The organism is Desulfovibrio sp. 7SRBS1 (assembly GCF_049723905.1).
Taxonomy (GTDB): Bacteria; Desulfobacterota; Desulfovibrionia; order Desulfovibrionales; family Desulfovibrionaceae.
Genome location: NZ_JBJKFD010000001.1, coordinates 894,137 through 920,958, shown reverse-complemented (window position 1 = coordinate 920,958; position 26,822 = coordinate 894,137). Strand labels below are relative to the sequence as shown.

Annotated in this window: 29 protein-coding genes and 1 pseudogene; 5 read left to right on the top strand and 25 right to left on the bottom strand. The window is 55.9% G+C overall.

Translation table 11 applies throughout. The features are described from left to right. Window positions 1–87: 87 nt before the first annotated feature. Window positions 88–807 carry a metal-dependent hydrolase gene (locus ACI0FJ_RS04570; RefSeq protein WP_424299623.1) on the bottom strand — a complete coding sequence of 240 codons (720 nt, stop codon included), beginning with the start codon at window positions 805–807 and terminating at the stop codon, window positions 88–90. 862 nt (window positions 808–1,669) lie between these two features. Here ACI0FJ_RS04570 and ACI0FJ_RS04565 point away from each other — a divergent pair. The 4 genes and pseudogenes from ACI0FJ_RS04565 (at window position 1,670) to ACI0FJ_RS04550 (ending at window position 6,699) form a co-directional block, all read left to right on the top strand. Beyond that, window positions 1,670–3,106, top strand: coding sequence for a sensor domain-containing diguanylate cyclase (locus tag ACI0FJ_RS04565; protein WP_424299620.1), 1,437 nt, complete (start codon window positions 1,670–1,672; stop codon window positions 3,104–3,106). Between the two features lie 350 nt (window positions 3,107–3,456). Next, window positions 3,457–4,619 (top strand): annotated as a pseudogene (locus tag ACI0FJ_RS04560) (IS3 family transposase). 235 nt (window positions 4,620–4,854) lie between these two features. After that, window positions 4,855–5,208 carry a hypothetical protein gene (locus tag ACI0FJ_RS04555; RefSeq protein ID WP_424299617.1) on the top strand — a complete coding sequence of 118 codons (354 nt, stop codon included), beginning with the start codon at window positions 4,855–4,857 and terminating at the stop codon, window positions 5,206–5,208. 282 nt (window positions 5,209–5,490) lie between these two features. Then, window positions 5,491–6,699: a tyrosine-type recombinase/integrase gene (locus tag ACI0FJ_RS04550; protein WP_424299614.1), complete on the top strand. Its 1,209-nt coding sequence runs from the start codon at window positions 5,491–5,493 to the stop codon at window positions 6,697–6,699. A 258-nt stretch (window positions 6,700–6,957) separates the two neighbouring features. Here ACI0FJ_RS04550 and ACI0FJ_RS04545 read toward each other — a convergent pair whose 3' ends face one another. The 5 genes from ACI0FJ_RS04545 to ACI0FJ_RS04525 all read right to left on the bottom strand — a co-directional run bounded on the left by ACI0FJ_RS04545 (window position 6,958) and on the right by ACI0FJ_RS04525 (window position 9,950). Further along, window positions 6,958–8,169, bottom strand: coding sequence for a hypothetical protein (locus ACI0FJ_RS04545; protein WP_424299611.1), 1,212 nt, complete (start codon window positions 8,167–8,169; stop codon window positions 6,958–6,960). 10 nt (window positions 8,170–8,179) lie between these two features. Then, window positions 8,180–8,329, bottom strand: coding sequence for a hypothetical protein (locus ACI0FJ_RS04540; protein WP_424299608.1), 150 nt, complete (start codon window positions 8,327–8,329; stop codon window positions 8,180–8,182). A 177-nt stretch (window positions 8,330–8,506) separates the two neighbouring features. Then, a complete protein-coding gene (locus tag ACI0FJ_RS04535) occupies window positions 8,507–9,115 on the bottom strand; it encodes a hypothetical protein (protein ID WP_424299605.1) in 609 nt (202 codons plus the stop codon). Further along, window positions 9,112–9,588, bottom strand: a complete 477-nt coding sequence (locus ACI0FJ_RS04530) for a phage regulatory CII family protein (protein ID WP_424299602.1) — start codon at window positions 9,586–9,588, stop codon at window positions 9,112–9,114. The genes ACI0FJ_RS04535 and ACI0FJ_RS04530 overlap by 4 nt, the downstream gene beginning before the upstream one ends. Before the next feature lie 62 nt (window positions 9,589–9,650). After that, window positions 9,651–9,950 (bottom strand): hypothetical protein, encoded by a 300-nt coding sequence (locus ACI0FJ_RS04525; RefSeq protein WP_424299600.1) that lies wholly within the window; start codon window positions 9,948–9,950, stop codon window positions 9,651–9,653. Window positions 9,951–10,042: 92 nt separating this feature from the next. Here ACI0FJ_RS04525 and ACI0FJ_RS04520 point away from each other — a divergent pair, with 92 nt between their 5' ends. Then, on the top strand, window positions 10,043–10,933 hold the full coding sequence (locus ACI0FJ_RS04520) for a helix-turn-helix domain-containing protein (protein WP_424299598.1): 891 nt from the start codon (window positions 10,043–10,045) through the stop codon (window positions 10,931–10,933). A 55-nt stretch (window positions 10,934–10,988) separates the two neighbouring features. On the opposite strand, the gene ACI0FJ_RS04515 is transcribed toward ACI0FJ_RS04520, so the two are convergent. The 19 genes from ACI0FJ_RS04515 to ACI0FJ_RS04425 all read right to left on the bottom strand — a co-directional run bounded on the left by ACI0FJ_RS04515 (window position 10,989) and on the right by ACI0FJ_RS04425 (window position 26,757). Further along, complete coding sequence (locus ACI0FJ_RS04515) at window positions 10,989–11,795, bottom strand: DNA adenine methylase (RefSeq protein WP_424299595.1); 807 nt, start codon at window positions 11,793–11,795, stop codon at window positions 10,989–10,991. Continuing rightward, window positions 11,792–12,862: a reverse transcriptase/maturase family protein gene (locus ACI0FJ_RS04510; protein WP_424299593.1), complete on the bottom strand. Its 1,071-nt coding sequence runs from the start codon at window positions 12,860–12,862 to the stop codon at window positions 11,792–11,794. The genes ACI0FJ_RS04515 and ACI0FJ_RS04510 overlap by 4 nt, the downstream gene beginning before the upstream one ends. A gap of 287 nt (window positions 12,863–13,149) precedes the next feature. Beyond that, the gene (avd, locus tag ACI0FJ_RS04505; RefSeq protein ID WP_424299590.1) at window positions 13,150–13,485 is read right to left on the bottom strand and encodes a diversity-generating retroelement protein Avd; all 336 of its coding nucleotides are present in this window, start codon (window positions 13,483–13,485) and stop codon (window positions 13,150–13,152) included. 5 nt (window positions 13,486–13,490) lie between these two features. Beyond that, the gene (locus ACI0FJ_RS04500; protein ID WP_424299587.1) at window positions 13,491–13,790 is read right to left on the bottom strand and encodes a hypothetical protein; all 300 of its coding nucleotides are present in this window, start codon (window positions 13,788–13,790) and stop codon (window positions 13,491–13,493) included. A gap of 66 nt (window positions 13,791–13,856) precedes the next feature. Next, the gene (locus tag ACI0FJ_RS04495) at window positions 13,857–16,361 is read right to left on the bottom strand and encodes a hypothetical protein (RefSeq protein ID WP_424299585.1); all 2,505 of its coding nucleotides are present in this window, start codon (window positions 16,359–16,361) and stop codon (window positions 13,857–13,859) included. Window position 16,362: 1 nt separating this feature from the next. After that, window positions 16,363–16,935, bottom strand: a complete 573-nt coding sequence (locus ACI0FJ_RS04490; protein ID WP_424299582.1) for a hypothetical protein — start codon at window positions 16,933–16,935, stop codon at window positions 16,363–16,365. Next, window positions 16,935–17,357, bottom strand: coding sequence for a hypothetical protein (locus ACI0FJ_RS04485; protein ID WP_424299579.1), 423 nt, complete (start codon window positions 17,355–17,357; stop codon window positions 16,935–16,937). Before ACI0FJ_RS04485 ends, ACI0FJ_RS04490 begins: the two co-directional genes overlap by 1 nt. Beyond that, window positions 17,350–18,393, bottom strand: coding sequence for a phage tail protein I (locus tag ACI0FJ_RS04480; protein WP_424299576.1), 1,044 nt, complete (start codon window positions 18,391–18,393; stop codon window positions 17,350–17,352). The genes ACI0FJ_RS04485 and ACI0FJ_RS04480 overlap by 8 nt, the downstream gene beginning before the upstream one ends. After that, complete coding sequence (locus ACI0FJ_RS04475) at window positions 18,380–19,504, bottom strand: baseplate assembly protein (RefSeq protein WP_424299573.1); 1,125 nt, start codon at window positions 19,502–19,504, stop codon at window positions 18,380–18,382. Before ACI0FJ_RS04475 ends, ACI0FJ_RS04480 begins: the two co-directional genes overlap by 14 nt. Then, window positions 19,497–19,826, bottom strand: coding sequence for a hypothetical protein (locus tag ACI0FJ_RS04470; RefSeq protein ID WP_424299570.1), 330 nt, complete (start codon window positions 19,824–19,826; stop codon window positions 19,497–19,499). The genes ACI0FJ_RS04475 and ACI0FJ_RS04470 overlap by 8 nt, the downstream gene beginning before the upstream one ends. After that, window positions 19,826–20,206 carry a phage tail protein gene (locus ACI0FJ_RS04465; protein WP_424299568.1) on the bottom strand — a complete coding sequence of 127 codons (381 nt, stop codon included), beginning with the start codon at window positions 20,204–20,206 and terminating at the stop codon, window positions 19,826–19,828. Before ACI0FJ_RS04465 ends, ACI0FJ_RS04470 begins: the two co-directional genes overlap by 1 nt. Next, window positions 20,206–20,991: a phage baseplate assembly protein V gene (locus tag ACI0FJ_RS04460; RefSeq protein ID WP_424299565.1), complete on the bottom strand. Its 786-nt coding sequence runs from the start codon at window positions 20,989–20,991 to the stop codon at window positions 20,206–20,208. Before ACI0FJ_RS04460 ends, ACI0FJ_RS04465 begins: the two co-directional genes overlap by 1 nt. Next, window positions 20,985–22,016, bottom strand: coding sequence for a phage late control D family protein (locus tag ACI0FJ_RS04455; RefSeq protein ID WP_424299562.1), 1,032 nt, complete (start codon window positions 22,014–22,016; stop codon window positions 20,985–20,987). Before ACI0FJ_RS04455 ends, ACI0FJ_RS04460 begins: the two co-directional genes overlap by 7 nt. Further along, window positions 22,006–22,221 (bottom strand): tail protein X, encoded by a 216-nt coding sequence (locus ACI0FJ_RS04450; protein ID WP_424299559.1) that lies wholly within the window; start codon window positions 22,219–22,221, stop codon window positions 22,006–22,008. Before ACI0FJ_RS04450 ends, ACI0FJ_RS04455 begins: the two co-directional genes overlap by 11 nt. Continuing rightward, window positions 22,214–24,592, bottom strand: a complete 2,379-nt coding sequence (locus ACI0FJ_RS04445) for a phage tail tape measure protein (protein WP_424299556.1) — start codon at window positions 24,590–24,592, stop codon at window positions 22,214–22,216. The genes ACI0FJ_RS04450 and ACI0FJ_RS04445 overlap by 8 nt, the downstream gene beginning before the upstream one ends. 10 nt (window positions 24,593–24,602) lie before the next feature. Next, window positions 24,603–24,740: a GpE family phage tail protein gene (locus tag ACI0FJ_RS04440; RefSeq protein ID WP_424299554.1), complete on the bottom strand. Its 138-nt coding sequence runs from the start codon at window positions 24,738–24,740 to the stop codon at window positions 24,603–24,605. 5 nt (window positions 24,741–24,745) lie between these two features. Then, window positions 24,746–25,045 (bottom strand): phage tail assembly protein, encoded by a 300-nt coding sequence (locus ACI0FJ_RS04435; RefSeq protein ID WP_424299551.1) that lies wholly within the window; start codon window positions 25,043–25,045, stop codon window positions 24,746–24,748. A 4-nt stretch (window positions 25,046–25,049) separates the two neighbouring features. Continuing rightward, entirely contained in the window at window positions 25,050–25,583 is a 534-nt protein-coding gene (locus ACI0FJ_RS04430; protein ID WP_424299548.1) for a phage major tail tube protein, read from the bottom strand. A 10-nt stretch (window positions 25,584–25,593) separates the two neighbouring features. Next, a complete protein-coding gene (locus ACI0FJ_RS04425; RefSeq protein WP_424299545.1) occupies window positions 25,594–26,757 on the bottom strand; it encodes a phage tail sheath family protein in 1,164 nt (387 codons plus the stop codon). Window positions 26,758–26,822 lie beyond the last annotated feature (65 nt).

Sequence of the window (26,822 nt, the reverse complement as noted above, 5' to 3'; positions counted from 1 at the left end):
TCCTTCTCTAGTCAAAAATTGAAAGTGAAAAAGGCGGGAGTCCATTGAGGACTTCCGCCTTTTTTTGCAATACAAAGTATGAGCTATTTATTCGCAGCTGCACTGCAGATTGTCATTTTCTTTACGTATGGAGATTGTTTGTCCCGGCTCCATGGGCACTAAGCCTGTATCGGGTGCCATCCGTTCAAGGGCGTTTGCAAAAGGTTTCGTATTTTGCTCCAAGATAGGAAACGTGCCCCAATGCATGGGAATTACTTTTTGGCATTTGAGCAGCTTGCATGCATAAGCGGCGTGCTCTGGTCCCATGGTGAACCAGCCACCAATAGGAAGCAAAGCAACGTCAATAGTGTTGAAAAGGCCGAATAATTCCATGCTTGAGAACAACCCGGTATCCCCCGCATGATAAAGGCACAGTCCGTCATTCAATGTCAGGATGTAACCTGTCGCCACTCCACTAGCTGTTGAATGAACAGCCTGTACCATATGGATGGAGGTTTCACCTACCATCACCGTTCCTCCAACGTTCATGCCAATGCCGTTGTCCGGAAGCCCTTGCCCTGTGAGTTTTTTGATCGTGTCAAATACTCCAACACAGTGCGCACCAGTTGATTGGCATATCTCGATCGCCTGTCCTATGTGGTCGTCGTGGTCATGGGTTATGAGGACCGCGTCAGCCCGTTTAATGACAGCTGCATCCACCGGAGCAGAAGGGTTACCAGTAAAAAAAGGATCGAATACGAATGTCTGTTTGTTTTCTGTTTCCAGTTTGAAATTGGAGTGGCCGTACCATGTCAGCTTATGTTCCATTGTTGCCTCCCGCTCCCTGCCAGGGAGTCATAAATTGGTTGTTTATGTCTAGATGATCGCAAATGTGGATTACCATGACTGAAGTCATTCTTCCTAAGGTCTGTCTGGCTATGATAAAAAACGGGGCAAGCAGGCTTTCTCACACCTCCAGCCCGGGAGATTCCGGGGTGGTTTCAATATAGATCGGGCTGTGGGGAGTTTCCCATTGCCCGAATAAACTTGTGGCGTTCATTGGAGCAGACGTCGTCTGCTCTGTCGATAAAAAATGCTGGCTGTCCCATTAAAGATGGAGAGGAGGTTGCCCATGGAGTAGCATCCATCTTGTCTCCGTGAACCACCGGCAGGAGGGCGATTATTTTATTTTCTATGAACGGGCAGAACGCTTTTTCTTTAGGACTGGTTGTGGTCAGGGTGGCTGGACAATCGTTTGTTTGCTCAAGCTCCATCACTTGGAGAGTGACGTTGGAGACAATGCAATGTATTCTTTCGTCCTTGCGTCCCGGGGGAGTCCAACAGAGGGAAATCTGGGGCATTTCGTTGGTGCTGGTTAACGCTCGTCCAATGCCCTTTGGGGAAACAGAGGGAGATTTTTTACGCATACCGTTTGATAAAGCGGGGTGCTCTCCATGGCAAGACTCTTAATTTGTGTTTTGCGCTCACACTGGGGGCAAAGGACAAAGCTGACTGAGAAAACAATGGGTGTGGCTTATTTTTTGGGGAAAATGCTGTTTGTTCTTGGAAAATTAAAGATAATTTTCATGCATTGCTGGTTTTATTTTGTGCTGGTATGTGATCTGAAAAGACGGGCATCTTGATTTTTTTGTGTGTTCTTGGGGACTTCAGCTTTGGTAGTTACGGAGTGATGAACGAGTCTATGTCTTTAAAAACGAAATTACTTACTTCTTTGTCGGTTCTTCTTTTTGTCTCTTTTTTAGCGACAAGTCTTATTAATTACGAAGTGACTCGTCAGTCGATTCGAGAGGAGCTACTGAACTCTTCTCTCCCGCTTACAGGAAAGAACATCTATTCTGATATCCACAGCGACATGTTACGGCCGCTTCTTGTCTCATCGGCCATGGCAAATGATACATTTCTCAAAGATTGGGCTATTGATGGTGAGAAGGATCTCAGCAAATTAGTTCGCTACCTTAGTGAAATTAAGAATAAGTATGGGTTTTCTACTGTATTCTTTGTGTCCAATAAAACTGATAATTATTATTATAATGGTGGCACTCTGAAACGGATAAGCCCACGTGATGAACATGACGTATGGTATTATTCGTTTGTGCGGACGAATAAAAAATACGATTTGATTGTTGATACAAATCAGGCTGAAGAGGATAGCCTTACAGTTTTTATTAATTATAGGATTGAAGACTTTAAAGGGCGCCTTCTTGGTGTTACTGGCGTCGGAGTTCAGATTGAGCATGCTACTAACTTGCTTCTTGATACAAAGAAGAAGTATAATAGAGATGTCTACCTTGTGGATTATGATGGACGTATTCAAATTCATCCAAATATTTCGTTGATAGGTACCCACTCTATCCGGAACGAAGAAGGGATTAAGGATCTTGCGAACGAAATTCTTACCCCGCATGATGCAGCGTCCAACTTTGAATTTAACAGGAAGGGCCGCCACATTCTCCTGTCCACTCGTTATCTTCCTGACATGGATTGGTTCCTTTTGGTGGAACAGGATGAGGGAGTTTCCTTAGGAGCTGCTCGTCGCAACCTTGTGAGGACGTTGGCTGTAGGTGGCGGAGTCTCCATTATTATTATTTTTCTCTCTGCCTGGACCATCAACTACTTTCAACGACGTTTAGAATTATTGGTCCGGACTGATCCGCTCACCGGAGCTGCCAATCGAAGGGGGGTGGAAGAACAGTATGTCCGTTTGGTCTCCATCGAGGAAAGAACCTGTGATGCTTTTTCCGCAGTGCTGTTCGATGTGGATTCTTTTAAAGACATTAACGATACTTTCGGACATCGCCGAGGTGATGAAATTCTTCAAGCTATCTCGCGGGTCCTTCAAGAAAGTATAAGGCCTTCAGACGTGCTTGCTCGGCTTGGTGGAGACGAATTTTTGATTCTTTTGAGCGGGACGTTGGAAGAAGCTACCGCGGTGTTTTCACACATTCATGAGTCATTGGAAAAGACTGACTTCAACTTTCCCATAACCTTCAGTTGTGGGTTGGTACAATATGTGGCTGGGGAAAGCCTGGATGAAATGCTGCATCGGGCTGATATGGCTATGTACCGAGCCAAAGGGAAAGGCGGGAACCGTTTGGAACTGGGGTGATTCGTAGTTTTTGATCTTTTGGATGTAGTTGTCAGCGGCCTTTTGGGGCGCCTCAGATCGTCGACAAACCCCACTTCTTTTGAAGTGGGGTTTGTTTATGGAGCAGTTTCATTTTAAATTGCAGCTGGTCGGGATGCTGGTTTTGCTCGGCTTCAGTTGAGCGCAATAGCTAATCTGAGACAAAACTGGCATTGGGGCTGCAATAGTTATGAAGGGGATTACTCCATCCTCTTGCGTAGGCTGGATGTTCAGTCGAAATTAGGGCTACATCACGGTGGGCAGAGAGAAGTGGCCCCAGAAAACTGGACCACTCGCTAAGGTGGACATAAACTGTCGCAAGGAAGCAGTTCATGTCCAAGAAGAGAAGAAAGTTCACCGCAGAGTTCAAGGCCCGAGTTACCCTGGGTGCACTGTCCGGGGAGCACACCCTTTCTGAGCTGTCCGCTAAGTACGGCGTTCATCCAAATCAAATTTCCCAATGGAAAAAACAGGCAAAGGAAGGCGTGGTAGCATCGTTCTCCGGCAAGGCTCAGTCCGATCGGCAGGACAGCGAAGCACAAATCAAGGAGCTGCACGCCAAGATCGGGCAACTCACTGTGGAAAAGGATTTTTTGCAACAAGCCTTCGCCAAGATTTGAGCTATGGACGAAGGCGACGGATGGTCGACAACGACCATCCAATGCTCAGTATCCGACGACAATGTGATCTATTACGGCTGAGCCGATCGACGTTCTATTATCAGCCGCAGGGAGTGTCGCCATGCAACTTGGCGCTTATGCGGCGTATTGATGAGTTGTTCATGGAGATGCCGTTCCTCGGCAGCCGTCAGATGCGGACAATGCTCCGGGATGAAGGTCATTCTGCGGGCCGTGGCCGGGTACGACGGCTGATGCGTCAAATGGGGCTGTTGGCTGTGTATGCCAAGCCCCGGACAAGCACGCCTCATCCTGAACATGCGATCTATCCGTATTTGCTTCGCAACATGCAGATTACAAAGCCCAACCAGGTGTGGTGCGCCGATATCACGTATATCCCCATGAAACGAGGCTACCTGTACCTGGTGGCGATCATGGATTGGCATAGCCGTGCGGTTCTCTCGTGGCGGTTGTCAAACACCATGGACGCTGATTTTTGTGTTTCCGCTTTGGAGGAAGCCATGAGCAGATATGGCGTTCCCGACATCTTTAATATGGATCAGGGGGCACAATTCACCAGCTACGGCTTCACTCGGCTGCTTCGTGACGCTGGGGTGCGGATATCTATGGACTGACGTGGCCGCTGGATGGACAATGTAATGATAGAGCGCCTGTGGCGTTCGCTGAAATACGAGTGCGTGTATTTGCGGGAGCTGGAGACCGGGAGCGAGCTGCGACAAGCCTTGACATGGTGGTTTGATTTTTACAACACGCGACGTCCGCACTTTGCTTTTGACGGAAAGAAACCCATGGAGATATACCAGGGTATCAAGCCAGAGGGGGTACCCCCTCTGGTCTGTTCCAATCAGGCGGCATAATCCATAAAAATGTCCACCTTAGTTTCGCCGCCAAGTGGTCCAAACAACCGGGACCACTTCTGAGGTTAAAAGTCTTAACTTATTATTTATTCAATAAAAACGAGTGACTGATTCTTTGGGGGCGAAATGTGGGAGTTGAAACAAGGAAAGGTGTTGACAAGTTTCTGGCAAAATATGCTAATATTAAATGACATGCGGTCTGTAGCATGGAGTTTGTCCACGTAGGAGGATGAAAATGGACCGATATATTAAAAGTAAGTTAAGTGAGCTTGTTGAACCGGCTGAAACTTTCGTACTGCCGCGAGAGAGCGCACGGGATGTGAGATTTGAAGGCTGGTTGCTTGCTGATGCCAGTCCATTGGGAGAAAAATCTTACGTGGAGCAGAACGGAAGGTTATATCTCACCAAGAGTGGGAAGCTTGTCTTTTGGTTACGGGAGACCATTTTAAGCACTGAAGTCCCCCAGAATGTCTACACGGTCCACATCTCCCAAAGCGTGGAAGAACTTATCGAGACGGCTGGTACGTGCTGGCTGGCTAAGCAGGTATATGAGGAAGCAGGAGTGGATTGTATTGAGGATATTTGTTGAAGATTATATCTTGAGAAGGGAACAAATAAAAAAAGGACCTACAAGTCTTGTACCTGTAGGTCCTTAATGTATTCTTGGTAGCGGGGAGAGGATTTGAACCTCTGGCCTTCGGGTTATGAGCCCGATTACTACACCTTTGCCGCAAGCCTCCACACCCTGCTTGACGCCGCTAGTCCCCGGTATTAAAGAGGTTTTGAATTTCCTCACGCTTCCGCATGTTGCCGCACAAAGGGGCAAAACGGGGGCAAATACGTTGTATGGGGGCAAAAAAGGGGCAAAAAATTGGAGCGGGTCAAGAAGTTCACAGGGGTCTATTTTTACGCGTCTACCACCCGACGGTTTCAAGGCCGTCCAGACGTCTGCTACTACGTCACGATAAAGAACAAAGGCAAGAAAGAGCGGCACAAAATTGGATGGCGTTCCGATGGTGTCGATGCGGCTTACGCAGCGCAGAAGCGCACGGAGCTGCTTAACCAGGTTCGGCTTGGCGAGCAGCCTCAGGTGCGCGGAGAGGACAGCTTGACGCTGAAGGAGGCGTGGACTCTTTATTACGACAACCACTGCATGGCGAACACCAAGAGTCCGCAGAAGACGTTGTCCAGATGGAACTCGCTTCTCAAGGATGCCCTTGGCGGAAAAATGCTGAGCGATATATCTCCCCTGGATTTGGAAGCGTTCAAGGCTGACCTGCAGGAGCAGGGCAAAAGCCCGAAAACCATTGAGCACGCCCTCTCTCTGATCAGAAGAATCTACCGCAAGGTTGAGGCGTGGGGTGTCTACAGAGGAAAGGCGCCGACGGATAGGATCCAGTGGCCACGCTACGACAACCGCCGCGCAAGATGGCTGTCTCCGGATGAAGCAAGGGCCTTGCTTGAAGAGGTTCACAGGCGCTGCAGAGACCCGCAGAAGTCTTTCTGGTGCGTCTGTGTGGCCGCTCTTTACACCGGCATGCGCTTTGGAGAGATCGCCAGCCTGAAGGGCGAACAGGTGAACCTGTCCGCGGGGACGATCCGGGTTCAGGATACGAAGTCTGGAAGGGACCGGACTGTCTTTATCTCCGGAGAGCTGCGCCGCGTGTTTATGGGCAAGCCGACGCCGCCGGGGCAGGTCGTCTTTCCTTCGCGCACCGGCGGCGTGCGTACGGAGCCGTCCGCCATGTTCCGACGCGCCGTGGACGCGCTGGAGTTCAACAAAGGGGTGGATGATTCCCGCCACAGGGTTGTGTTCCACTCCCTTCGTCATACGTTCGGGAGCTGGCTGGCCATCTCTGGCGTCCCGCTCTATTGGATAGCCAAACTGATGGGGCACACCAACGAAGAAGTGACGGAGAGGTATAGCCACCTGTGCCCCGACGTCCAGAGGCAGGCTGTTGATTGTATTGATGCGGCTTTCCGTCATGACATTACACCTGGTCTCTGGTTTTCACTCTCAAAGCGCCGAAATACTGATCCAGATCCCGACGACGATACAGGACTCGTTTCCCCCTCTTGATGTACGAGGGCCCGATGCCTGCGCACCGATCCTTTTCTTGGGTTGACGACGGGTAGCTGTAGATCAGCTCAACCTCGCGTCCTGTGAGCAGCTCCTTGTGTCCGAGACGGGCCAGGTTGGCAGCATCGGAAAACAGCTCTTTGATGGTGTTCTTGACTATCTCGACTGTCGAAGAGGCAGCTTCATATTTCATTTTCTTGACCTCCTAATAGGCTCGCTTTCGCGATCCTGTTCAGAATGCAGGTTGCAGGGCTCAGTTTACCGTTTGGCGAGGCGGCAGCCGATGCTCGTGTACGAGTACGAAGCGACGTCGTACAAGTCCAAGTAGAACAAGCCCGCGTACGAGCCGTAGCCCCAGTAGCCGCCGTGGTAGCAGATATTTTCCTCGCCCTTGTATGCAGGCCAGTAATAGTCGCCCACGATTTCATCATCGCTCCCTGTTTCGCTCGGGACAAATGCGGCGGGGACCTTGCTTTCGAATGCGCTTATCCATCCCGATCTTGCGCATGCTTCAGCGCCTACATCCAACCATGCTTTCTGGTTTTCAGGGGAACGAACAAAGAGCCGGTTCTCAATGTTGGCAACGAGTCCGTCCACCATGTGAAGAGAGTTGCCCCACAGCTCGTGGATCCCGCGCCAGACTGCCCCAGTGCTCCCTGTCTTCCGTAGCTCCGACCCGTCCACGTTTCCTCTCGAGACGACAGACTGGACGTCGGGCGTGCCGAGCTCGATCAATGCCAGCATCTGGATGGCGCCAAGCTGCCAGATGTCCCACATCCCCCACCCTGGGCCTCTTGCTTCGCAGCGCTCTTTCGTCTCACAAAAATCAAGCCCACCTAAGGGGGGAACTCCGGCAACGGAGCCGACCTTGGTTCCCGCGTCATCGGTGCCTTCGTATTTGCCCACGTAAAAGCGGTCGATCTCTACTCCGCCGTCCGTGAATGCGGGGTGCAGCTCAAAGCCGGCGGCGGGCTGATCGGAGATCCACCAGCACTTCTTGCCAGCCTGGTCGCTGCCGGCGGGGGCCTGCTCGACCTTGTAGTAGAACTTGGGAATCTGGACCATGGCCTGCTCGTCAATGGTGGCGTCCTGAATCCCTGCGTAGATCGGATGGTTGTTGAAGTATGCGGTGTCGGTGGTCTTGTTGTTTCCGTCTTCGTCGACGCGCTGCCACGTTCCGGAACCGTCGAACGAAATTCCGACAACGCGAGGTTCGCGAAGGTCTGGGGTAGAGAGGTTTGCAAGAAATCGAAGCCCCATAGCAGCCACCTGAGACGCCTCGGCCCGCATTCTGTCTTGGCTTCCGCCAGAATAAATGGTGTCCAGAGATGCTTGGACCAGCTCTCCAGCCTCTTCAGCCACTATTGCCGCCGCGTGAATCGGATCGGATGGCCAGTTGGGGTGCTTTTCTTCGGCTTTCTCCAATTCAGCAAGGGCCAGCTTGATTGCTTCGGAAACATTGGTATTCACGGTTTTGCTCCTATATTCGCTCATTTGCTTTCATCTTCTCAAAGTCCAGAGACAGCCCTGTCTCGCGTCTTTTGGCCTTGAGCCTTTTCATCAGTCGAATTGCCGCCAGCCCCACTGCAAACAGGGTCAGGGCGCCTAGGGTCACGTAAGTAGCCGACATGGTCACCTCGCAAGTTCTTCTCGATCTCCGTTCGGCAGTTGGGCTTCTCTCCAGTCTGGTTCATTGTCCCTGGCTTCCCTTTCTTCCAGCCGTTCGGCGATAAACTTCAAAGTCCCTCTCGCGCCGCGAAGCGCGGCCTTTTCGCTCGGCAGGAGCTCAGGCTGGCAAGAAAGTCGTTCAAGTTCGGTTCTGGTTTTCCATAAAGCCAAGAGCGTCTTCATCGCGGCTCTCCTTGTTCTTGTCGGGCCACAGTTCCTGAAACCGATTCAGGAAAAGCGCTGAGGCCTGGGCGGGGGGCAAGGGGGTAATTTTGATGTCCGGGCCCTGGTCGCCGATGCCGACCTCTTTCATCTGGTGGCGGAGGTCGGGGTGAACAGGCTGCATCAGCTGCGCGACCTCTGCCCAAAAAACGAGCCTGTCTACCATCTTGACTGCCAGCTCCATCTCAGGGTCGAGCGTTATGCCGAAAGCGTCAGCAATAAGTGCTGCCGTTTGATGTTCTACGGCGTGGTATTCAGGCATGATGGACTTGATTGGGCTCGGAAGATCTCCGAAATACGCTTCGGCCGCATCGTGGAGAAGCCCCCACCTGGAGAACTCCGGCAGGACGTTTTTCGAAACCAGGACGCAATGTTGGGCAACACTGTAGAACTCTTTGGTGTGTCCAGCGAACCGACATATATTCCCAAGCGCATGAGCTATGTCCTCGATCCTGTATTCGTTGCGAAATGGGTCAAAAGGAAAGAACTGTTGGCCGCTCTGTGTCTGGATCCATGCCGAGCTCATTCCGAGATCTCCATATCTTCTACGTGGCGCAACAGGGCCATCACGGCTTCGATGGCTTCATAGCCTTCCTTGAGGACTTCCTTGCGCTCGTGGCTTTTGAGCTTTCCGTCTTCAAGCGCCTGGCCATACGCGGCCATGAGTTCGCCAAACTCCTTAACAGCCTTAATCGACGCCTGGTCGATGGGCCCTTTGGCCTTGATGCGAGGCATCTTCACAAAAACGCCGCCACGCTTTTGCGCCAGAAAGTCGACAGGGGCGTCGCTCTCGGCAAGCTCCATAAGTAAAAGAAGATCCCCGACCCCAAACTTGTGGGTGTCGATCCCGGCGTTCAGTTCGCTGGCCAGAGTCGAGTACGGCTTGTTCATGAGCTCCGCGATCTGCGTGAATGATTTTCCAGACGGAGCGCGGTGGGCGACCTCGTACAAGAGGTCTACAAGGCTCCGGTGTGTGGACGGGTCTATCGACATGGTCATTTTTCTCCGTTTTTATCGTGGAAGGTTTCGAAAAAAGATTGCATCAGCGAATCATGAGAAAACTATGCGCTCATGGATTGGCCGACCGCGGCCTGCGCCTTCAGCCTGTCAAGCCAGCCTTTCTCGGGCCCGCGCTTTCTGTCTTTGCCGATGGGCAGCAGCTCGACGGGGATACGTTCGCCAGTGGGAGCCCTGTAGGACTCCATCTTTTCCCGGATGGATGTGGGGGCCGTTTCGGAGTTGCAGATCTTACTGGTGTGTCCAACGGACACGCCCAGATGGTCTGCCAAATCTCCCAGGGTTGCGCCCTGCATCTTCAGCCAACCGACGATACGGCCTTGACGCGGAAGATTTGTTTTCATAACGATATTTCCTTGCGTTAAAGGTTTATAAAAACATGTTGCCTTAACTGGTAGGCCAAAAGTTAGTTGCTGTCAACTAGGAAACGGAGTCGATGTCTTTTTTTAACAAGGAACAGTTCGCGCAACGGCTTTGCGCAATCAAAGAAGAGCAAGGGCTCTCCCTCAAGGATATGGCCGCAAAGGCCGGTATCAAGAAGCCCCAGACTCTCCGGAACTATCTGGAGGGGGCTGCCCTGCCGAACGTGCAAACCGTCGCGGCTTTTTCACTAAATTTAGGCGTTGACCCTGGCTGGCTGCTGACAGGTGAAGGCGAAATGTATGCACCAAGGGGGCTGGATGCTTATTTCGACCCAGCCGACGCCGAGTTCAACTCGGATCTCGTGGCCACAGCTGATGCGCTCAGAGATTTTTTTGAAGGAGAGGTGGAGGCCGACCTGGACGAAGTCGCGAAAGCAGGTGGGATGAATCGGGCCTGTCTCGACGCCTGTCTTGGCGCACGTCTTCAGCCCCCGGCACTGGCTTTGGCCCGGTGGGTAGTCCGCTATGGCTTGAACGCCAACTTTGCTCTTGCGCAAATCGGGCAGCCTACTGTGGATGGAGATATTTTTTCACAGGGCGGACCTCTGTCCGAGGTTGCCCAGCGCAGGTGGGCAAAAGAAACTGCCTCACTTGAGACAGGGAGCATTTCGCCCGCCTTTGCCGGGGTGTTTCCCGAAAAAGACAAAGAAGACGCTCAGGGGTCACCTCAGGGCGAGGAGGCGGGCAAGTCTGAGCTTGGTCGAGAGCTGGAAGATGTGCGAAGGGAGTTCGAAAGAGCCAACGCTCCGGAGGAGCTTGTTCATCAGGCCATGCTCGAGGCGATAAAATCCCGGCGCGGCCCCGCCTCAGAAGAAGCGGGACCGGCCAGGAAGGTTGGCACGTCTTCGGGCAGGAAGACGAATGAGTATCAGGGGCCTCGCAGGGCCAAGGGCTTGGGTTCTTGATATTTGGCAAGAGCGAGGACTCCCGTTGGTGCTGGGGAGTCTTTTGGGCCTGTGTTTAGCTCTTGTTCTCAATTAGATCCAGTAATCCGGCAGAAGGCTTGTAGTTCATCACCAGAACCTCGCCAACTGTGCGCGGATTGGCTCCGTTAACCGTGTACCTGGTAGTGGTTCCTTCAACGAAAAAGCCTCCGAATATATCCCTCACCTCCGGGGTGTCGTTCAGGCTGAGGAGGAACTTGCCCTGGATCTTCGCAAGGCGCTCCGCAAGCCTGTCAAAGTCGCCCCTGGTGAATATATCTTTCCCGTAGTCGGACTCACAGCCATAGTATGGAGGATCGAGGTAGAAGAACGTCTCTTTCCCGTCATATTTATCGAGATACCGGTGCCAGGGTAGGTTTTCCAGAGTGACGCCGGTGAGCCTGAGATGAACTGCGGACAGTTCCTCCTCGATGCGCAGGAGATTGATCCGCGGAGGACTGGACCGGTCCACCCCGAACGACTGGCCATAAACCTTTCCCCCAAAAGCCTGCCGCTGAACATAGTAGAACCGAGCAGCTCTTTGGATGTCCGTCAGCCCGCCAGCATCTCTCTGGCGGTTGAAGTCTTCAAAGATTTCCCTTGAAGAGAGCAGCCAACGGAATTGCCGGCAAAACTCTTCCAGGTGGTTCTGGAGCACCCTATAGAAGGACACCAGATCCGAGTTGATGTCATTCAAAGACTCGACTCGAGACGGGGCCTTGCGGAAGAATATCCACCCGGCCCCGGCAAACGGCTCTCCATAGTGCTCATGAGGAGGCAACATCGGGACGATTTTCTTGGCTAGACGAGACTTCCCGCCAAGCCATGCAAGAGGACTGTTCATAACTTCCACCTCCTTGGCGCAAGCTCTTGTTCCTGCGCCTTGTTCTCCCTGGTCAAAACGATCTCCTGAAGAACTCTTTGGGTCGTCACGTGGCCAGAGCAGTGTTTCATGTATCCAATAAACGACATCACCCTTGCGCGGACATCCTCAAGGGGTGCGCGGCCCTGGGCGTAAAGATCAGCCATGCGCGTGAGCCGCTTGCGCATTCTGGTGACGTTCTTTTTTCGAGGCTTTATGTGGGTGGCCCAAGTGCGATACCCGGCAAAGTCCACACCTCTTGATGCGGGGAAAATGCAGGTCTTTGGGTTCAAGGCAAGCCGCAAATCCATGACGAGCTTTTCCTCGATGACGGAAAGCAGCCGACGCAAGCGGGCCTTGTCCGGGCCAAGAAAAACAAAGTCATCCATGTACCGGACATAGTGCTTTACTCCAAGTTCATCCTTCACGAAGTGGTCCAGCTCGTTCAGGTAAATGTTGGCAAAAAGCTGCGAAGTAAGGGCGCCCACAGGGATGCCCCGCCTTTCATATCCGTTTTCGCGTATGATTTTGCTACACAGCCATAAGGCGTCCTGGTCGCGCAGGGTTCTGCCGAGCTGTTGCTCCAGTCTGGAGTGATTTATGGATGGAAAGTATTTCGAGATGTCGGCCTTGACGACGTAAACCCGCGGCCAGTGCTGCCGCGTGCGCCGCAAGAAAGACTGAAGGCGGTACACGGCGGCGTGAGTACCCTTACCGCGCCGACAGGCATACGAGTCGTGAATAAACTTGCGCTCAAAAAGAGGCTCAACAACGCTCACAAGCGCATGGTGGACAACGCGATCGCAGAAGGGCGGCGCCTGAATCTGTCTCCACTTCGGGTCGTAAACCCAGAACTCCCTCCATTTACCCGGAGACCATGTCTTCCAGATCAGGTGGTTCTGGATATTGATCAGATTTTCTTCAAGTCGGCTGGCGAACCGTAGTGCTTCAGGCGTGTAGCGTTTTCCGAGGCGGGCCTGGTTAAAGGCTCCGCAGAGCGTGTCGAATGAGATGATCTGTTTCCAAAGGTCGCCATGTGTTTTCGGCACCAGTATTCTCCTCTGGTCAAAAAAAGGCCGAGGCCACTTTGGGCCCCTTTCCGGGGCTTACTCGCCGCCTCGGCTTATGTATCTTTCCCTGTTGGGTAGGGAGGACAGGCGCCCCAAACGAAAAGCGCTGGAGTGTGCTCCGTAAAGCGCACCCTTCTGGCTTGAGCCCGGTTGCGAGGCGGCAGCCGATGTTCGTGTTCGAGTTCGAAGCGACGTTGTTCAAGTTCAAGTTGAACAAGCCCGCGTTCGAGCCGTTGCTCCAGTTGCCGCCGTAACAGGTGCCTGCCCTAAGATTTTACATGCTTGATCCAGCCCCCGACCATGCGCCCCACTTCGTCAATATGGCGAGACCACACTTCATAGCGATGGACGTTGATGTAGCCCAGCGCATGAGCCTTCCTCACAAGAGTTCTCAGGTATTCGACTTCAATGTCCAAATCCTGAAGAGAGGTCTTTTTGTGGTAGCGCTTTGCGCAGCGCACGACCAAACGGATAATCCCCGCGGAAGTCTCGCGAATGGCCGCGCACAGCACATGGCGTTCATATTTCGGAAACTGAAGCATGGCCTTGTGGGCGTATGCGTCAAGCTCCTCCATCTTGGCCAGGATCTTCAGTCCGTCCATCAGGCTCAATAGGGCACCTGCATTGCCCGCTTGATCTGCGGCAGCATGGTCTTGACCTGGAAGGTTCCGTCGGGGTCAAGGTCGTACTCAACCAGCAGCGCGGTGTCCTTCACCCTGCTGGGGGGGACCACGACCGGGTCCCAGGGCGCAGACACGGCGACGAAGTAGCCGCCGGCGTCGACGTCAGTGGGGACGGAATAAACCCTGACGCGTTGGCGATGGTCCGCCTCGGGCACGCTGTGGTTGAATGCGTCCAGATTCAGATCTTCCACAGGGCCCCACGAAATAGTCTGTCCGAGACTCATAGTGTATCTCCTTTATGGCCCCCGCTCTCGCGGGGACCTTCAGTGTTTCAGGTTGCAGGTTTCAGTTTACCGTTTGGCGAGGCGGCAGCCGAGGCTCGCGTCCGAGTTCGAAGCGACGTAGGTCAAGCGCAAGTCGAACAAGCCCGCGTGCGAGCCGTAGCTCCAGTGGCCGCCGTGGTAGCAGATATATTCACTGCCGGCGGAGTTCGAATACCAGTAGTCGGCAAAAGTGCCGTTGCCTTCGGTGCTGTCCACGTTGGCCGCAGCGAACATACTGGCAAAGTCCCAATCTGCGCCAGAGGCTTCGAGCATGGACGTGGTCCAGCCGCTGGTCGTGATGACCGTCCCGGTATTGATGTAGGTTTCGTTGCCAAGGCGGTCGAAAACCTCCAAGTGGTTGCTGGTGTCGGTCTTGAGGCCGTCAACCGCGCCCCATACGTTCCCCCACAGCTCGTGGATCCCGCGCCAAACTGCTCCGGACGCGCCGGTGTTAACCGCTGCAGAGCTGTTCGTGTTGCCGGCGGAAATGGCCGACTGGGCATCGGGCGTGCCGAGCTCGATCAGCGCCAACATCTGGATGGCGCTGAGCTCGTGGATGTTCCACATGTGGAACCCCTCGACTCCGCCGGTATTCCTGGCGGCGCAACGGGAGTGCATGGTCGTGAAGTCGACAGACACAAGAGGGGAAACTCCGGCAGCGGAGCCGACCTTGGTTCCCGCGTCATCGGTGCCTTCGTATTTACCCACGTAAAAGCGGTCGATCTCTACTCCGCCGTCCATGAATGCGGGGTGCAGCTCAAAGCCTGCGGCGGGCTGATCGGAGATCCACCAGCACTTCTTGCCAGCTTGGTCGCTACCGGCTGGGGCCTGCTCGACCTTGTAGTAGAACTTGGGAATCTGGACCATGGCCTGCTCGTCAATGGTGGCGTCCTGAATCCCTGCGTAGGTCGGATGGTTGTTGAAGTATGCGGTGTCGGTGGTCTTGTTGTTTCCGTCTTCGTCGACGCGCTGCCACGTTCCTGCGCCGCCGCCGGAAGCCACCTGGGCAATGCCGACGATCACCGCAAACAGGTCCTTGGTGGTAAAGCTGATCTCCGAGGACCACTCGGAAGCGCCAAGCGTTTCGCCTTCGTGCTGGACCTTGGCGTAGTATGTGACTTCACCGTCCTGCAGGTTGCCGGCGGGAACCACGTGAGACTCCAAGTCGAGCGAGCTGCCGGAGTCGTAAACGGGGGTGTCGTAGGAGCCTCCGGCTTCACGGATCATCCACCTGGATCCGACGTGGTTGTCAGAGCCGCCGGACACAGTGAACGGGGAACAGGTCAGGGTCGGCTGCTCAGGGATGTCCGTTGCGCCGTTGCCAGGGTTGGTGAGGGTCGGCGTCTCGATGTAGACAAACGAAGCCGCAGTATCGAACGCGGTCATATCCGACCAGGGGGACCATGCGCCCTGAGTGTCTTTGTAGCGAATCTCCCACTTAAAAGTGCCGCCTACGGAAAGGATTCCCGCGGGGAGCTTGAAGCTGGACCCGGCGGGCTGCTCGCCAGAGTCGTAGATCGCTTCCGCGTAGCTGTCCGCGTCGCTGTAGACGCGAACCTGCAGAGCGCCTTGCGGCGTTCCGAGCGGGTGACTGTAAACAGAGCCGGTCAGCGTCGGGGTTTCCTGCAGGTCGATGGCCCCGGCGGCCGGAGAGACGTTGGTGGGCTTGATGGGCGGATGGTGGTCGCCCAGCAGGCCGGTGTCCTGGTGCACGCCAACGATATACTGAGTCACGACTTCAACGTCGGACTCGTTCACGATCTTGATATCAAAATCACCGCGAGCCGGAAGTCGGTATTCGACATCCTGTGTACCGTCCTCATTGGTCCGCACCCACTCCCAGGGGGCCAGCGTCCAAGATTCGTGGGTTGCGTCCTGGAAGTAGACCGACAGCTCTCCGACAGCCCCGCGGCGAATGAGGATAGCCTTGTCCACATCGGCCAGGCCAAGCGCAAACTTGCCACCGTAGTAGATATCTCCGGGAGCAAAGCGGGTAGACTGTCCGTCGAGTTGGGCGGATGTCCTTTTCAGCGTGGCTCCGGAGTATGATGCGGACACCTCGGACGTGGCGCGGAACCGGGTGGAGGTCAATACGGCCTCGACAGTCACGGTCTCGCGGAGGTCTCCCGAGCAGATAACGTATTCCTGCCCGACCTCCAGCAGGGAGGTGTCTGCGCAGTCCACGGATTCGTCGCCCGCCACAGTGACAACGCTGCCGACTTCGATCTGGTCGGCAAACGAGAACGGGCGGCGGAAGAACTCGAAGAAAAACTTCTCGTCGTCGGTCACGTTGCGGATGTCCTGCGCCAGCTTCAACATATCCTGTCGCTGCAGAATGGTGGTTGCGTCATATCCGTCGAGCTGGGCCAGTACGGCGTCGATCGCCGACTGGGTGGCTGTCTGGATCTGCTCCTGGATCTTCTCGGGATCCAGCTGCCCCTGTCCCACGGCCGCCAACAGCAGCGACGCCTGGTTGTTAAAGGTCTGCACAGAGTTGATGAGCTCTTGCACTCGTTCATTCATGGATGCCATCTTATTCTCCTTCTCCGGTATAAAGGTTGGCGGGGTCGTATCCTGCGGTCCGCGCCCAGTTTTCGACATTGGACAGCCGCTGTTTGTATCCGAGCAGTTCGGTTTCGTTGGCAATCAGGGCGGAGGTGAACTGCATCACAAGCAGATCCTGAGAGCCGATCATCCGGCCTTCGTCTGTGATCATGTCTTCCGTCACTGCAGCGGCGCCGTCAGGGACCGTGATGGTCCCGAGAACCACATGGTGCGGCTCAGGTGTGGCTACGATCTTCAGCTGTTGGTATGTTTCCTGTCCCGGCGTGTAGTAGGACTCCAGAACCGGATGCCAGGTTCCGGGGCCTGCGACGGGGAGGGTTTCGCTGGCATCCATCCGCAGGGTGACGGAATATCCCTCGCGCTCGATTACGGCCACGGAGGCCGGGTAGTCGTCGTGAGATGCGGAGATAAGCACGTTCAGCCCCTCCGCCGGCAGGATCTCGAACCCCTGGTACACACCCGGGGTCAACACGCCAGCCATTTTCCTGTTGAGCGCAAACGAAGCGTAGCGCTCTTTGTACTTCACAAAACTCGAGAGCATTAGCTTTCCTCCTCGGGGGCTGGGAAGGTGATGTAGACGAAGTTCTCGTATCGCTTGCCCGGGGCCAGCCATTCGGGAAGAAACGACGCCAGGGCCACAAGTTCGTCGTCCTGATCGTACAGACCGATAATGTTGCACTTCTGCGGCGCAGAGACTGCATCCTCGGGGATGGCGCAGACGAAAAGCGCACGCCCGTCGGACATCGAGGCTTCAGGTGTTCCGGACGTAATGAATCCGGGAACCTCGCTCGCGCTCAAGGGCAGGGATTCCAGGGTTGGCGGATTGGTTGTTTCGTCGATGTGCCCGTAGCCGGCGGCGAAAGACACCACCCGCGGACAGGGTCCGACTCCGGTCAGCGACTGACCTATCTTGTCGTACAGCCGGGTCTGAATTTCAGCCCGCTTCCACGTGATCTCAGGCATGTGCTACCTCCATAAGTGCGTCCAGCGGGCATAAATCCAAGGCGACATCATCCATTCCGGGAGCTTCGTCCAGAAAGACTTCGTCCGCCCCGAAATACGCCGGCGCTGTACTGGTTGAGTTGTTTTTGACGTCGAGACTGATGCCGATAAAAATTCGATGGCTCTTGCGCGAGGATTCGGCTGCAGCGGCTGCGATCGAAAGAGGGACTGATGCCGGCAGGATGGATACGGGAACACAATCTGCCGGAGGAAGCGCGGCTCCCTCCACTCCGGGAATCATCTGGTCAAGCCAGCCTGCAGATCCCTCCTCGTAGAACATATCGAGAGACCAGGGGCGACCCATGGTCCACGCTGCCGATGTTTCGTCTCGTGCAACGGGGGCTTGGTCGATGCCTGATTCGTCAAGAGCCTCAGCGGTTCTCCGGTCAAAGAGGGGCCCAAAGGAAAGCGGCGCAACGCACGCCTTGCGAGCGGCTTGCGCCAGGTCGTGTCCGGGAGCCTTCACAGGGACATCCATCTCGAGGGCCAGGGTAAGCCAGCCGAGCCAGGAGCGGGTGTTCTTCGCTACGGAAATAGCTCTCTCTACTTCCGTGATGGTTTCCGGTCCCCACATTTCGGTGGGCAACAACGGACGACGAATCATCCCCCGGACGGCAAACGTGAACCGGTCCAAGTCTTCTCCGCCCGGCTGGTGCCACTGAATGATTTCAGCGTCGACGCCCAAGTCGGAGAGGACCTGCTTCACGGCCCAGGCCGTTCCTTTCTTCCGATGCCAAGCAATGGATCCTTCGACCAGGCTTCGCTTTGACTCGATAGGCAGGGTGGGCAGCCAGAAGTCCACGTGAAGCTGCCAGGCAAGCAGATCAAGAGCAGCCTCGGGCAACTCCGGAATGCGGGAGTAAATACGTGCCAGGTCGGTGTCGCTGGCCAGCTTAACAAGGTGTCCATTCAGCGACTCGGACGCTGCGGAAAGTTTTTTGTCATCGGAGATGCTGCTCGGCAGAATCTCCAAGAAGTGAAGGTCAGTCGCTTTCAAGCCCGCCATACTGCACCTCGATGTTTACATTGTTGGCGACCTCCAGCGGGGTCAGACTGACAAAGGCCGGCTCCAGGACTTCCACCCGCTTGGCTCCGGCGGACTGAATCAAGTGGGTGAGCTGAGAGGGGTTGATGTCGCGCCCGAGCTTCGACCGCTGCCAGTCGACAAAGTTGTCCACGGCACGGTTGACAGAGTCCTGAATCTGTCCGGCGAGCGCTGCCTGGTCCTGGTGGATGAAGTACACGGCGGAGATGGAGTAGTCTCTGGGCGTGGGAGGCACGACCTTACAGAGATCGGTCAGCGGAATAACGGACTCCGCATCGAGTGTGGCTCTTGCCTGATTGAGTATCTCTTCAGGCGGGATCTGGCCCCCTTTGAGCAGCACGCAGACGTCAACTTCTCCCGGGGCGGGACTGGACACAGATACGTCCTCGATGTCCTGGTGGGCCGATTTGGCCCAATACTGGTAGGCCCCATCAGGGCCGGCCACGGAATACTTCTCGGGAGAAATGTGGATCCGCTCTCGATAGTTGTCGTCGGACTCCAGATCACTCCCACCTGCCGATGGCGTCGTGTTGGCAACGGAGGACACGTTCTGCACGGTGTCAACGAATCTGTTTATCTGACCAGGCAGAAACCCGTTCCCCGCTGCGCCAGCGGTCAGACAGGCCGCCTCAACAGATGAAGATGTTTCGCCAGCTGGCACGGATGCGACTTCGGTTGTGGCAAAAAACAGCTTGCCGTCGGGCGTGGCGCGTGTCCCGGCCGGGATGACGACATCGTGAGCTAAGGGCTCCGAAAGTGAAAACTGGAGAGTGACCAGCGCAGAGGACGCCTTCAGCCGCCGCGTGTCTGTCAAAGCACCCAGGTGGTCAAGATTGTCCCCATCGGCGTAATAGACCAAGTTCTGCTTGGCGGCGTAGTCGATCTGGAAACGCTGCTGGGCCACGATGTACGCCAATCCTTCCAGAAACAGCCGGACAGGGTCGCCCGGGTACAGTTTGGACTCCGCGATTCGTTCGTATGTAGTGATGATCTCAGTTTCAATTGCCGACGCATCGGTTTCGCAAAATTGAGTGTCACGCAAAATTGTCTTCAGGCTACTCATAGCTACCCTCGATAGCGATTCGAATTACCGGGAACAGGCGTCCGTCCATCGCGGCTTCGGCCAAAGGCTTGAAGTCGACGGACACAACGGAGCACCTGGGCTCCTGCTTCTCTATTTCGTCTATGGCCTCCCCGGTGAACGCGGCCATCGCTTCAGGCGTCGGGCTATCAAGGAATGACGCGGAGACCCCGAAGTCTCTGTCTAGCGGGACAGAGCCCTTGATTGTCGAGACGATCGTGCGGACATTCTGCAGGATCTCGGTCACCCCGGTTGCGCCAATAACGACTTCCGCTGGAAGCGTTGTGTCCAGGACAAACTCCATCAGTTGTACTCCTTGAGCTTGAGCTCGACTTCGGCCCAAAGAACTTTGGACGCCGACATCTTCTTGGCCACCTCGTTCGACTCCGTCAGCACGAAGCGACCCAGGCGGCGCCCAGCAATAACAAGGGCGTGATGCTCGCCGGAATCAAGCAGTGCATCGATCTCGATCAGTTTTGCCTCGACATCGGTGAACGTGTGGTCCAGTTGAACCTTGAAGCTCACCTCAGCCAGCGACGTGCCCAGGTGTTGAAGCCTTGCAAGGCCGTCGACGACCGGATGTTCGGCGAACTGAGCCACGCGACGGCGGCGCAGGTCGACAGGGGTGAACACATCAGATGCGCTCGAACGAAAAACGAGAGGACCAAAGCTGCCGACCTGCATCACGCACCTCCGGCGAGAACGCCGTTGATCGGATTGTCAACAACCAGGTCAGTAACGTGCAGGGTTCCGTGTATCCGGTAATTCCCTTGCTGCTCTACGTCTCCGGTATGGTCGACGTTTGCCGTCTTGACCTCGGTGGAGACTGCGCCGCCGGCTCCCGAGGAGGTTATGTTGCCCGTCTGGACTATCTGCGGCGCTTCGACCCGCACCGTACTGGCAGACTTCAGTGTGGCCACGCCTTGCGATTCGGCTGTCAGATCTCCGCCGGCAGTGATGATGGTGTTCCCACCGACATCCACAGAGAGATCCTCTTCCACTCTCGCCACGGCCGTCCCGCCGATATCGGCTGTCAGGTCCTTGTCGATGGTCAGTTCCGCGCATCCGTTCACGACGTGCCCGGACAAAAGATGTTGCTTGCGGTCATACTCGAACCACGAACCGTCATCGAAGCGGAAGTGACGCTTATCAGGATCTGCGACAGGAACCGCGTCGGCCTGGGAGTATATCGCCCCCAGCACACAGCCTTGCTCTTGCCCGGTCGGCAAAAAGAGGCACATCACGTGCTCTCCGATGTCGGGCATGTGGTACTGCTTGTCCTTGCAGGTCTTGTCGAATCGAACCGGCAGTTCTCTTGTGACCAATGATGTTTCGCCATGGTGCACGTCCGGGAGCTGGACTCTAACGGTGCCGCGCTCTGGGTAGACCGATGTCACAACGCCAACGCGCAGCAGCCGGCCGACCACGGATTCCAACATTTCGAGACGTCTCAGTATTTCATTCACCATTTCAAAACCTTCCTTATCTTCACCGATGTAGAGTATCCTCCAGTGCGCGTGAAACTGTGTTTCGCCTGCTCGACCGCATATGTGCCGTCAAAAAGCCGAAAGCCTCCGAGGGCTATGTTCATTCCGGCCAACAGCCTCGGCTCCCCCATGAGCGTCAGATCACCCTCGACTTCGCGCTGGTTCTTTTTTCGCAGAGCAGCTTTGGCCTTCCGTTCCGCCATGGCGATGTCGTCGGCTATCTGATTGACCCGCAGGATGCGCCCGGATCCGGCCGGAGGATCCGGAGGCGAATACGTGAACGTCTTGAGCTCTTTGTCTTTGGGGTCGTGAAACGAGACCTCGCAAGCCTTGTAGATCTCGATCGTCTTGGTTTTCAGGGACGCGCTTCGCAAATCGGACTGGCCCCGGGTAACGGACAATGAAACCGGGTGGGCGTCGTACTTTTCGCCAGCAAAAACAATGACCGTCGCGTCGTTGATCTTGAGGTTCAGGCCGTACTCGTCGACAACTCGCTTCATGAAAGCCAGGTCCGTCTCCGCGTGCTGGTCAAGGCGGAGGAGCTGAACGTCATCGGCCTGCCAGGAGAGCTGGAACCCTGCGGGGGAGGCTATGTCGCTAAATACCTGGCGAAGGCTGACATTTTCCCATCCGCGGCTTTTGCTCTCTTTTCGGATGGAGTTTTGCGTCAGCGAGCTCACCGCCTTCAGGGCAACCGTGTCGCCCTGGTCCCCAACGGCAAGCTCTACTTCGTCGACTTCAAATGTGCCGCAAGGGATGGACACAGAGGGGGACCCTGGTCCGTTCCACTCTTCAAGGCACACGATAGAGGCAACAATGGTGTCGCCCTTTCGGGGAAGCCAGTCTCCCTTCCAGAGGTGGTCGCGATCATCCATGTCAACGCGCAGGTCGTCAGCTTGGCCGTGTGCGTTGTCGGTGTAGGAAAAACCTCGAACAAACGGCGCAATGTCTTTGCTGATGTCGGCGCCCTGGTATGCGATCTGGATCCTTGCAGCCCTAGACTTCATATTGCTTCCACGGAGGTGTTACGGTTCTGGTGGCCATGGACGGCACATCGGGAATCCGCAGGACGGTGCCAGCGGAAAAAATCAGTACCCCCCTGTGCTCGGGGTTTGCGTCCAGAAGCAGATGGAGGCGCACCTCACTGCCCAGAACGCGCTTTGCTATCGAATCCCAAGTCTCTCCCTGGGACGTTGTGTACGTGCTAGGCATAGGCTGTCCGCTCCCGTTCCTGGAACATCTCTGCAACAACCTTCCTGACCCTTGCTTCCAGTCCTTCGTTCGCCTTGGAGACCGCCGACTTGACGTCTCCGGCAGATGTTCCGCCGTTCACGTTTACGGTCTGATTGAACGTGATGGTCTGTCTCGGCGGGATGGACTTGACGGCGCGATCCATCTGGGAAAGACGCCCTTGACTTTCGGGGGTTGAGCGAGAGGCGGGCGACGGAGATGTGTAGTAGTTGTTGGCCGTGACGTTTGTCGTCTGGCTGTTCACGTAGGAAGGCTGAACAGTCTGCCCTGGGGTGGCCGTGGTGCTCGAATACGTATTGGATGTTTCATATGTCGGCGAGTTTTCCACGGTCGCGCCGGGAGCCGGGGCCGTGCGCTCGGCAGCCTCTTTTCCCTCGCCGCCGAAGAAGCTACCGATAGCGCTGCCAACAGAGCTCACTACGCTGCCTATGGCGGAGGCGCCTTTCATTAAAACGCCGACCAGCGGGAGCTCCTTTATCTTCTCCCAGGCCCAGGTGAAAGCCTTCACCACAGACGTCCATACCTCAACAAAGAAAGTCTTTACCTTTCCCCAGTTTGAGATCAGCAACGCCGCGCCAATGGCAATTCCGCCAATTATTAGCCCGATAGGATTGGCCATGACGGCCATGCCCATGACTCTGAAAGCGGTTCCAATGGCCGTACAGGCTCCGGTTACAACAGCTTGTCCCACCGCCCAGGCTTTCTGGGCGGCACCCAGAGCGGTCATTTTCACCGCCGACCACATCGAAGCCGAGCCGATGGTCCGGATTGCCACAGTGGCTGCACGGGAAGCTGTGGCCACCACGGTTTGCCCCACCGCCCAGGCTTTCTGGGCGGCTGCCATGACGTTTGTCTTCACGGTCGTCCATGCGGAGGCGAGGCCTGTTGAGGTGATACCGCCTGCCAGGGCGGGGAGATGGGTGGACACCATAGGGACAATGGCCTTCCCGATGGTAAAAACATTCATACCGAAGCGGGCAACACCCAAGGCGAGCCGTCCGCCCATCACGAGTCCCAGTGCGATGGCGGCATTTTCCCATCCGCCCATCAGCCCTACGACTCCGCCTATTGCTGCCCCGACTGTCGAAAAGACCGAATACAGACCGCGGCCAAAGGATAAGATGGCTGGGATAGAAGCCTTGACGGAATCGCCAATGCCGACCAGGTCCTCTTTGTGTGACTTGACCCAGTCCGCCAGTTTGGGGGCGTATTCTTCGACCAACGGAGCAAGGGCGCCGCCGATCAAGCCTGACACCTCCGCAGTGACGGAGCTAAAAACTGTTGCCAGTTGGCTGAACGCGGTGTTGTACGCTGCAGCCCCTGCCCGACCTTCCTCAGAAAGAGCGTTCAGCCTCTTTTGCTGAGCAAGGATCTCGTCAACGCCCTCCTGTCTGGACCTCAGATATCCGAAAAACTTATTAGCCTCGCCTCCCATCAAGATGTCAGCTGCCGATGACGCCTGCTGCCCGTCGGGCATAGCCTTGATGGCCTTTGCTATTTGCCGGAATTGCTCTTCTGGCTTGAGGTCCTGGAGGTCTTGAAAGCTCAAGCCAATCATCTGGAGGGCCTCTTTCACCGGAGTGGTTTCTTCAAGGCCGGCAGACTCGCCCAGCTTGTTGTTCATCTCTTCGATCAGGTCTCCAACGTGATCCACGTCGAACCCGGCCTCCCTGGCCACGCCTCCCCATGCTTGAAAGGTGTCTGCAGACACTCCAAGGCTTTTTGCCAAGGCGATCTGTTCGCCAGTGGCCTTGTTCATCATAGTTACGGCCGCGCCCACGGCGCCGACTCCGGCAGTTATCCCCGCTGTCACTCTGGCGGCAGAGCCAATCTGCTCGCGAATGTTCCCCGACGCCTCCATGGCGTTGTTCAGCCGATCCATCTTGGATTTGGCCTTGTCCATCTCGGAAGTCAGATGTCGGTACTCGGAAGACAGTTCCCCGAGATCGCGGCCGGTGTCGGCAATCTTGGCTTTGTGGTCGACGAACTGCCGGGTGGATCTTTCGACAGACGAGCGCAGGCTTTTTACTTTGCCTTCGGCCATCTCGATGCGGCGAGCCAGCACACCCTTGGCGCCGCCTGCGGCTTCAGCTTGCTCCTTCAGTTCGGCCAGATTCTTTTCTGCTGCAGAGAGTTCTTTTCGCGAAGTTCGCACTCCATCACGCAGCTTGTAAAAGCTCTGCATCAGCTTATGGGTCGGCTCGGACCTCATTTCCCGGATCGAGGATCCAAGGTCTTTGATCCGGGACTCGGCCCCCCCGAAGGTCGACTTGAATGTCGACCCCAGGGAGGCCCCGAGTTCCATGGTTATGCCGAGTTTTCGCTCTGCCATTTGCGCTCCGTTACACTTGAGGGCCTATCTCTTTTTCCACCCGGACAGCCTCTTCAAGCCAGTCCAGCAGTTCGGCCAAGTCCATGTCCTTGATCTCAGACAGCGGCCACCCGGAAAACCTGCTCAGCAGGAGGATGGCCCGTCTCAAATCCTTTATGCCTCCGTCTTTTTGCCCGCCTGGCGGGGGCTCTTTTTCAAAAAACGGTACGCCTCCATCAGCAGCTCATAGTCGCCGTCGGGCATGTCGAGGAGCTCCTCGGAGGGAACGTCACACAGCAGGCCAAACAGGGTCACTTCGACCTCGGCGGGGGTTGCGTCGGGGCCGGCCGCTTTCTGGGCTTCCAGGCGGTCACGAACCAGGCAGCGGCGCATGGTCAGCTCTGCGACCTCCTTGCCCCCGATCTCCAGAGGCTCGTTCAGGGGTATCGTTTTTGTCAGGTTCTGCTTCGCCATAGTCCTATCCCTCCACGCCAAGCGCAGAGCGCACGGCAGTCAGATAATCGGTTCCGTCGACCATGAAGATGAAGTTCAGCTTGTCCATCTCCAGCACTTCCTTTCCGTCCTGAACCAGCTTCAGGTAGGTCACCTCGAGTTCGATCTCGGAGTCCTGAGGCTTGGCGGTTTCGAACTTGCCGAAGGACGCGCTCTTGGGCATGCCTCGCAGGATGATTCTCTCCGGGGTTGCTCCGATCGTGCCCGAGCCGCCGTCGTGATGCTGAACAGCGGCTCGCAAATCGAGATGGTGAGACTCCGGAGCCTGGAGTTTGACGAAGTTGGCCGTCTTGGTGCGGAACGACAGCTTGACGGTCATGGACTGGAAGTGTCCGAGGGTCGGGCTGTCGATCTCGCCGGCGATGCCTGCGCCGGAGAGGGTTTCGGTCATGGACTGCAGCTGAGGCAGGTCGACCGTGGCTACACCCATCAGTACCGCGCCGTCCTTGTAGACGTTAAACGCGATGGTTTTTTCAGGAATCTTGTTCACGTTGCCCATGTGTCACCTCTTACGAGAACAGGTTTTGGAGATACGCGGGGTCGTACTCCAGGGTGTTGACGATCTGGCGAGCCGGAGAGGGCGGGGTCAGATACGTGTGGAAGCGGATGATGCCGTCCATCAGGTCCGTGGTCGGGTTTTCGTCCTCGGAGAAAACGATGCGCCCGCCAAGAATGATCTCCATTGCGCGGAAACCGTTGAGGCGAATGTTCTCGCTGTCGATGATGGTCTGGATCAGACGGCGGGTAATGGGCCAGTCAACCTTCTGGAAGTAGGTCAGGATGAAGGTGTTGGCGTGCCAGCTGAAGAACCTGCGGATGGGGATAAACGCATCCTTGGGGTCGGTGATGCTGGGGTAGCAGCCGGTGCGGTTGCCCCACGCCTTCCACCCTCCCACGAAGTTCAGGGCGGTGATGAGGCCTTGGCCGTTAAGGTAGTTCGCCTGCTCAAGGCCAAGCCACACTTCCTTGCCTGCGGCGACCGCGGAGTTTGCGTACAGCCGGTTGTTGGACGGGGAGCGGTACGGCACATCGCCGGCCTGCTCGTCAACATCGCCGATGAGTCCGGCCACCTGCGTGGACATGTGGAACACCTCGTCACCCAGCTTTACCTTCGGCCAGCAGACGATCATGTTCGGATCGGTGAGGTTGTTATCGTTTTTCCACCCGGGAACGTCCGTGTAATTGGGAACCGTGCTGTCGGGCACGTCCACGATGGCCATGGCCTTAAACAGGCCATTGATGCCCGTGGCCTTGGCGGCCATGCCAATAGCCACAGCCGGATCCTCGGACCACCCGGGGGCGCAGATCAGGCCGGGGACGATGCGGAAGCGGGTGAAGACTTCGCTGATCAGCTCCAGCCCGGTGAGCTTGCCGGTAGTTTCGTCGACTCCGCCGATGATGTCCGCGGAAGTCACTTGAGCCGGATCCGGGACGGCGGGATCTCCCGACGTGTGGACTTCAGGGTCATACACGTTGACGAAAACCACAGGAGCCACGCCATACAGGCCGAACTGCGACCTGGCGAACTCGCAAAGAGTGTAGCTCTCCCAGTCGTCGCTATCCCCGAACGCCGTTACGAACTCGGAATAGCTGTAGCAGAGCACCGGTTCATTGACCTTGCGGTCGGCAGGGTCTTGGTCCTCGATTGGTGCGGTGCCAAAAACAACAGGCACCGATGCCGAAATTCGGCGCGGCGGCAGGATCGAGGTGGGAACCTCAAGGGCGTAAACGCCGTGTT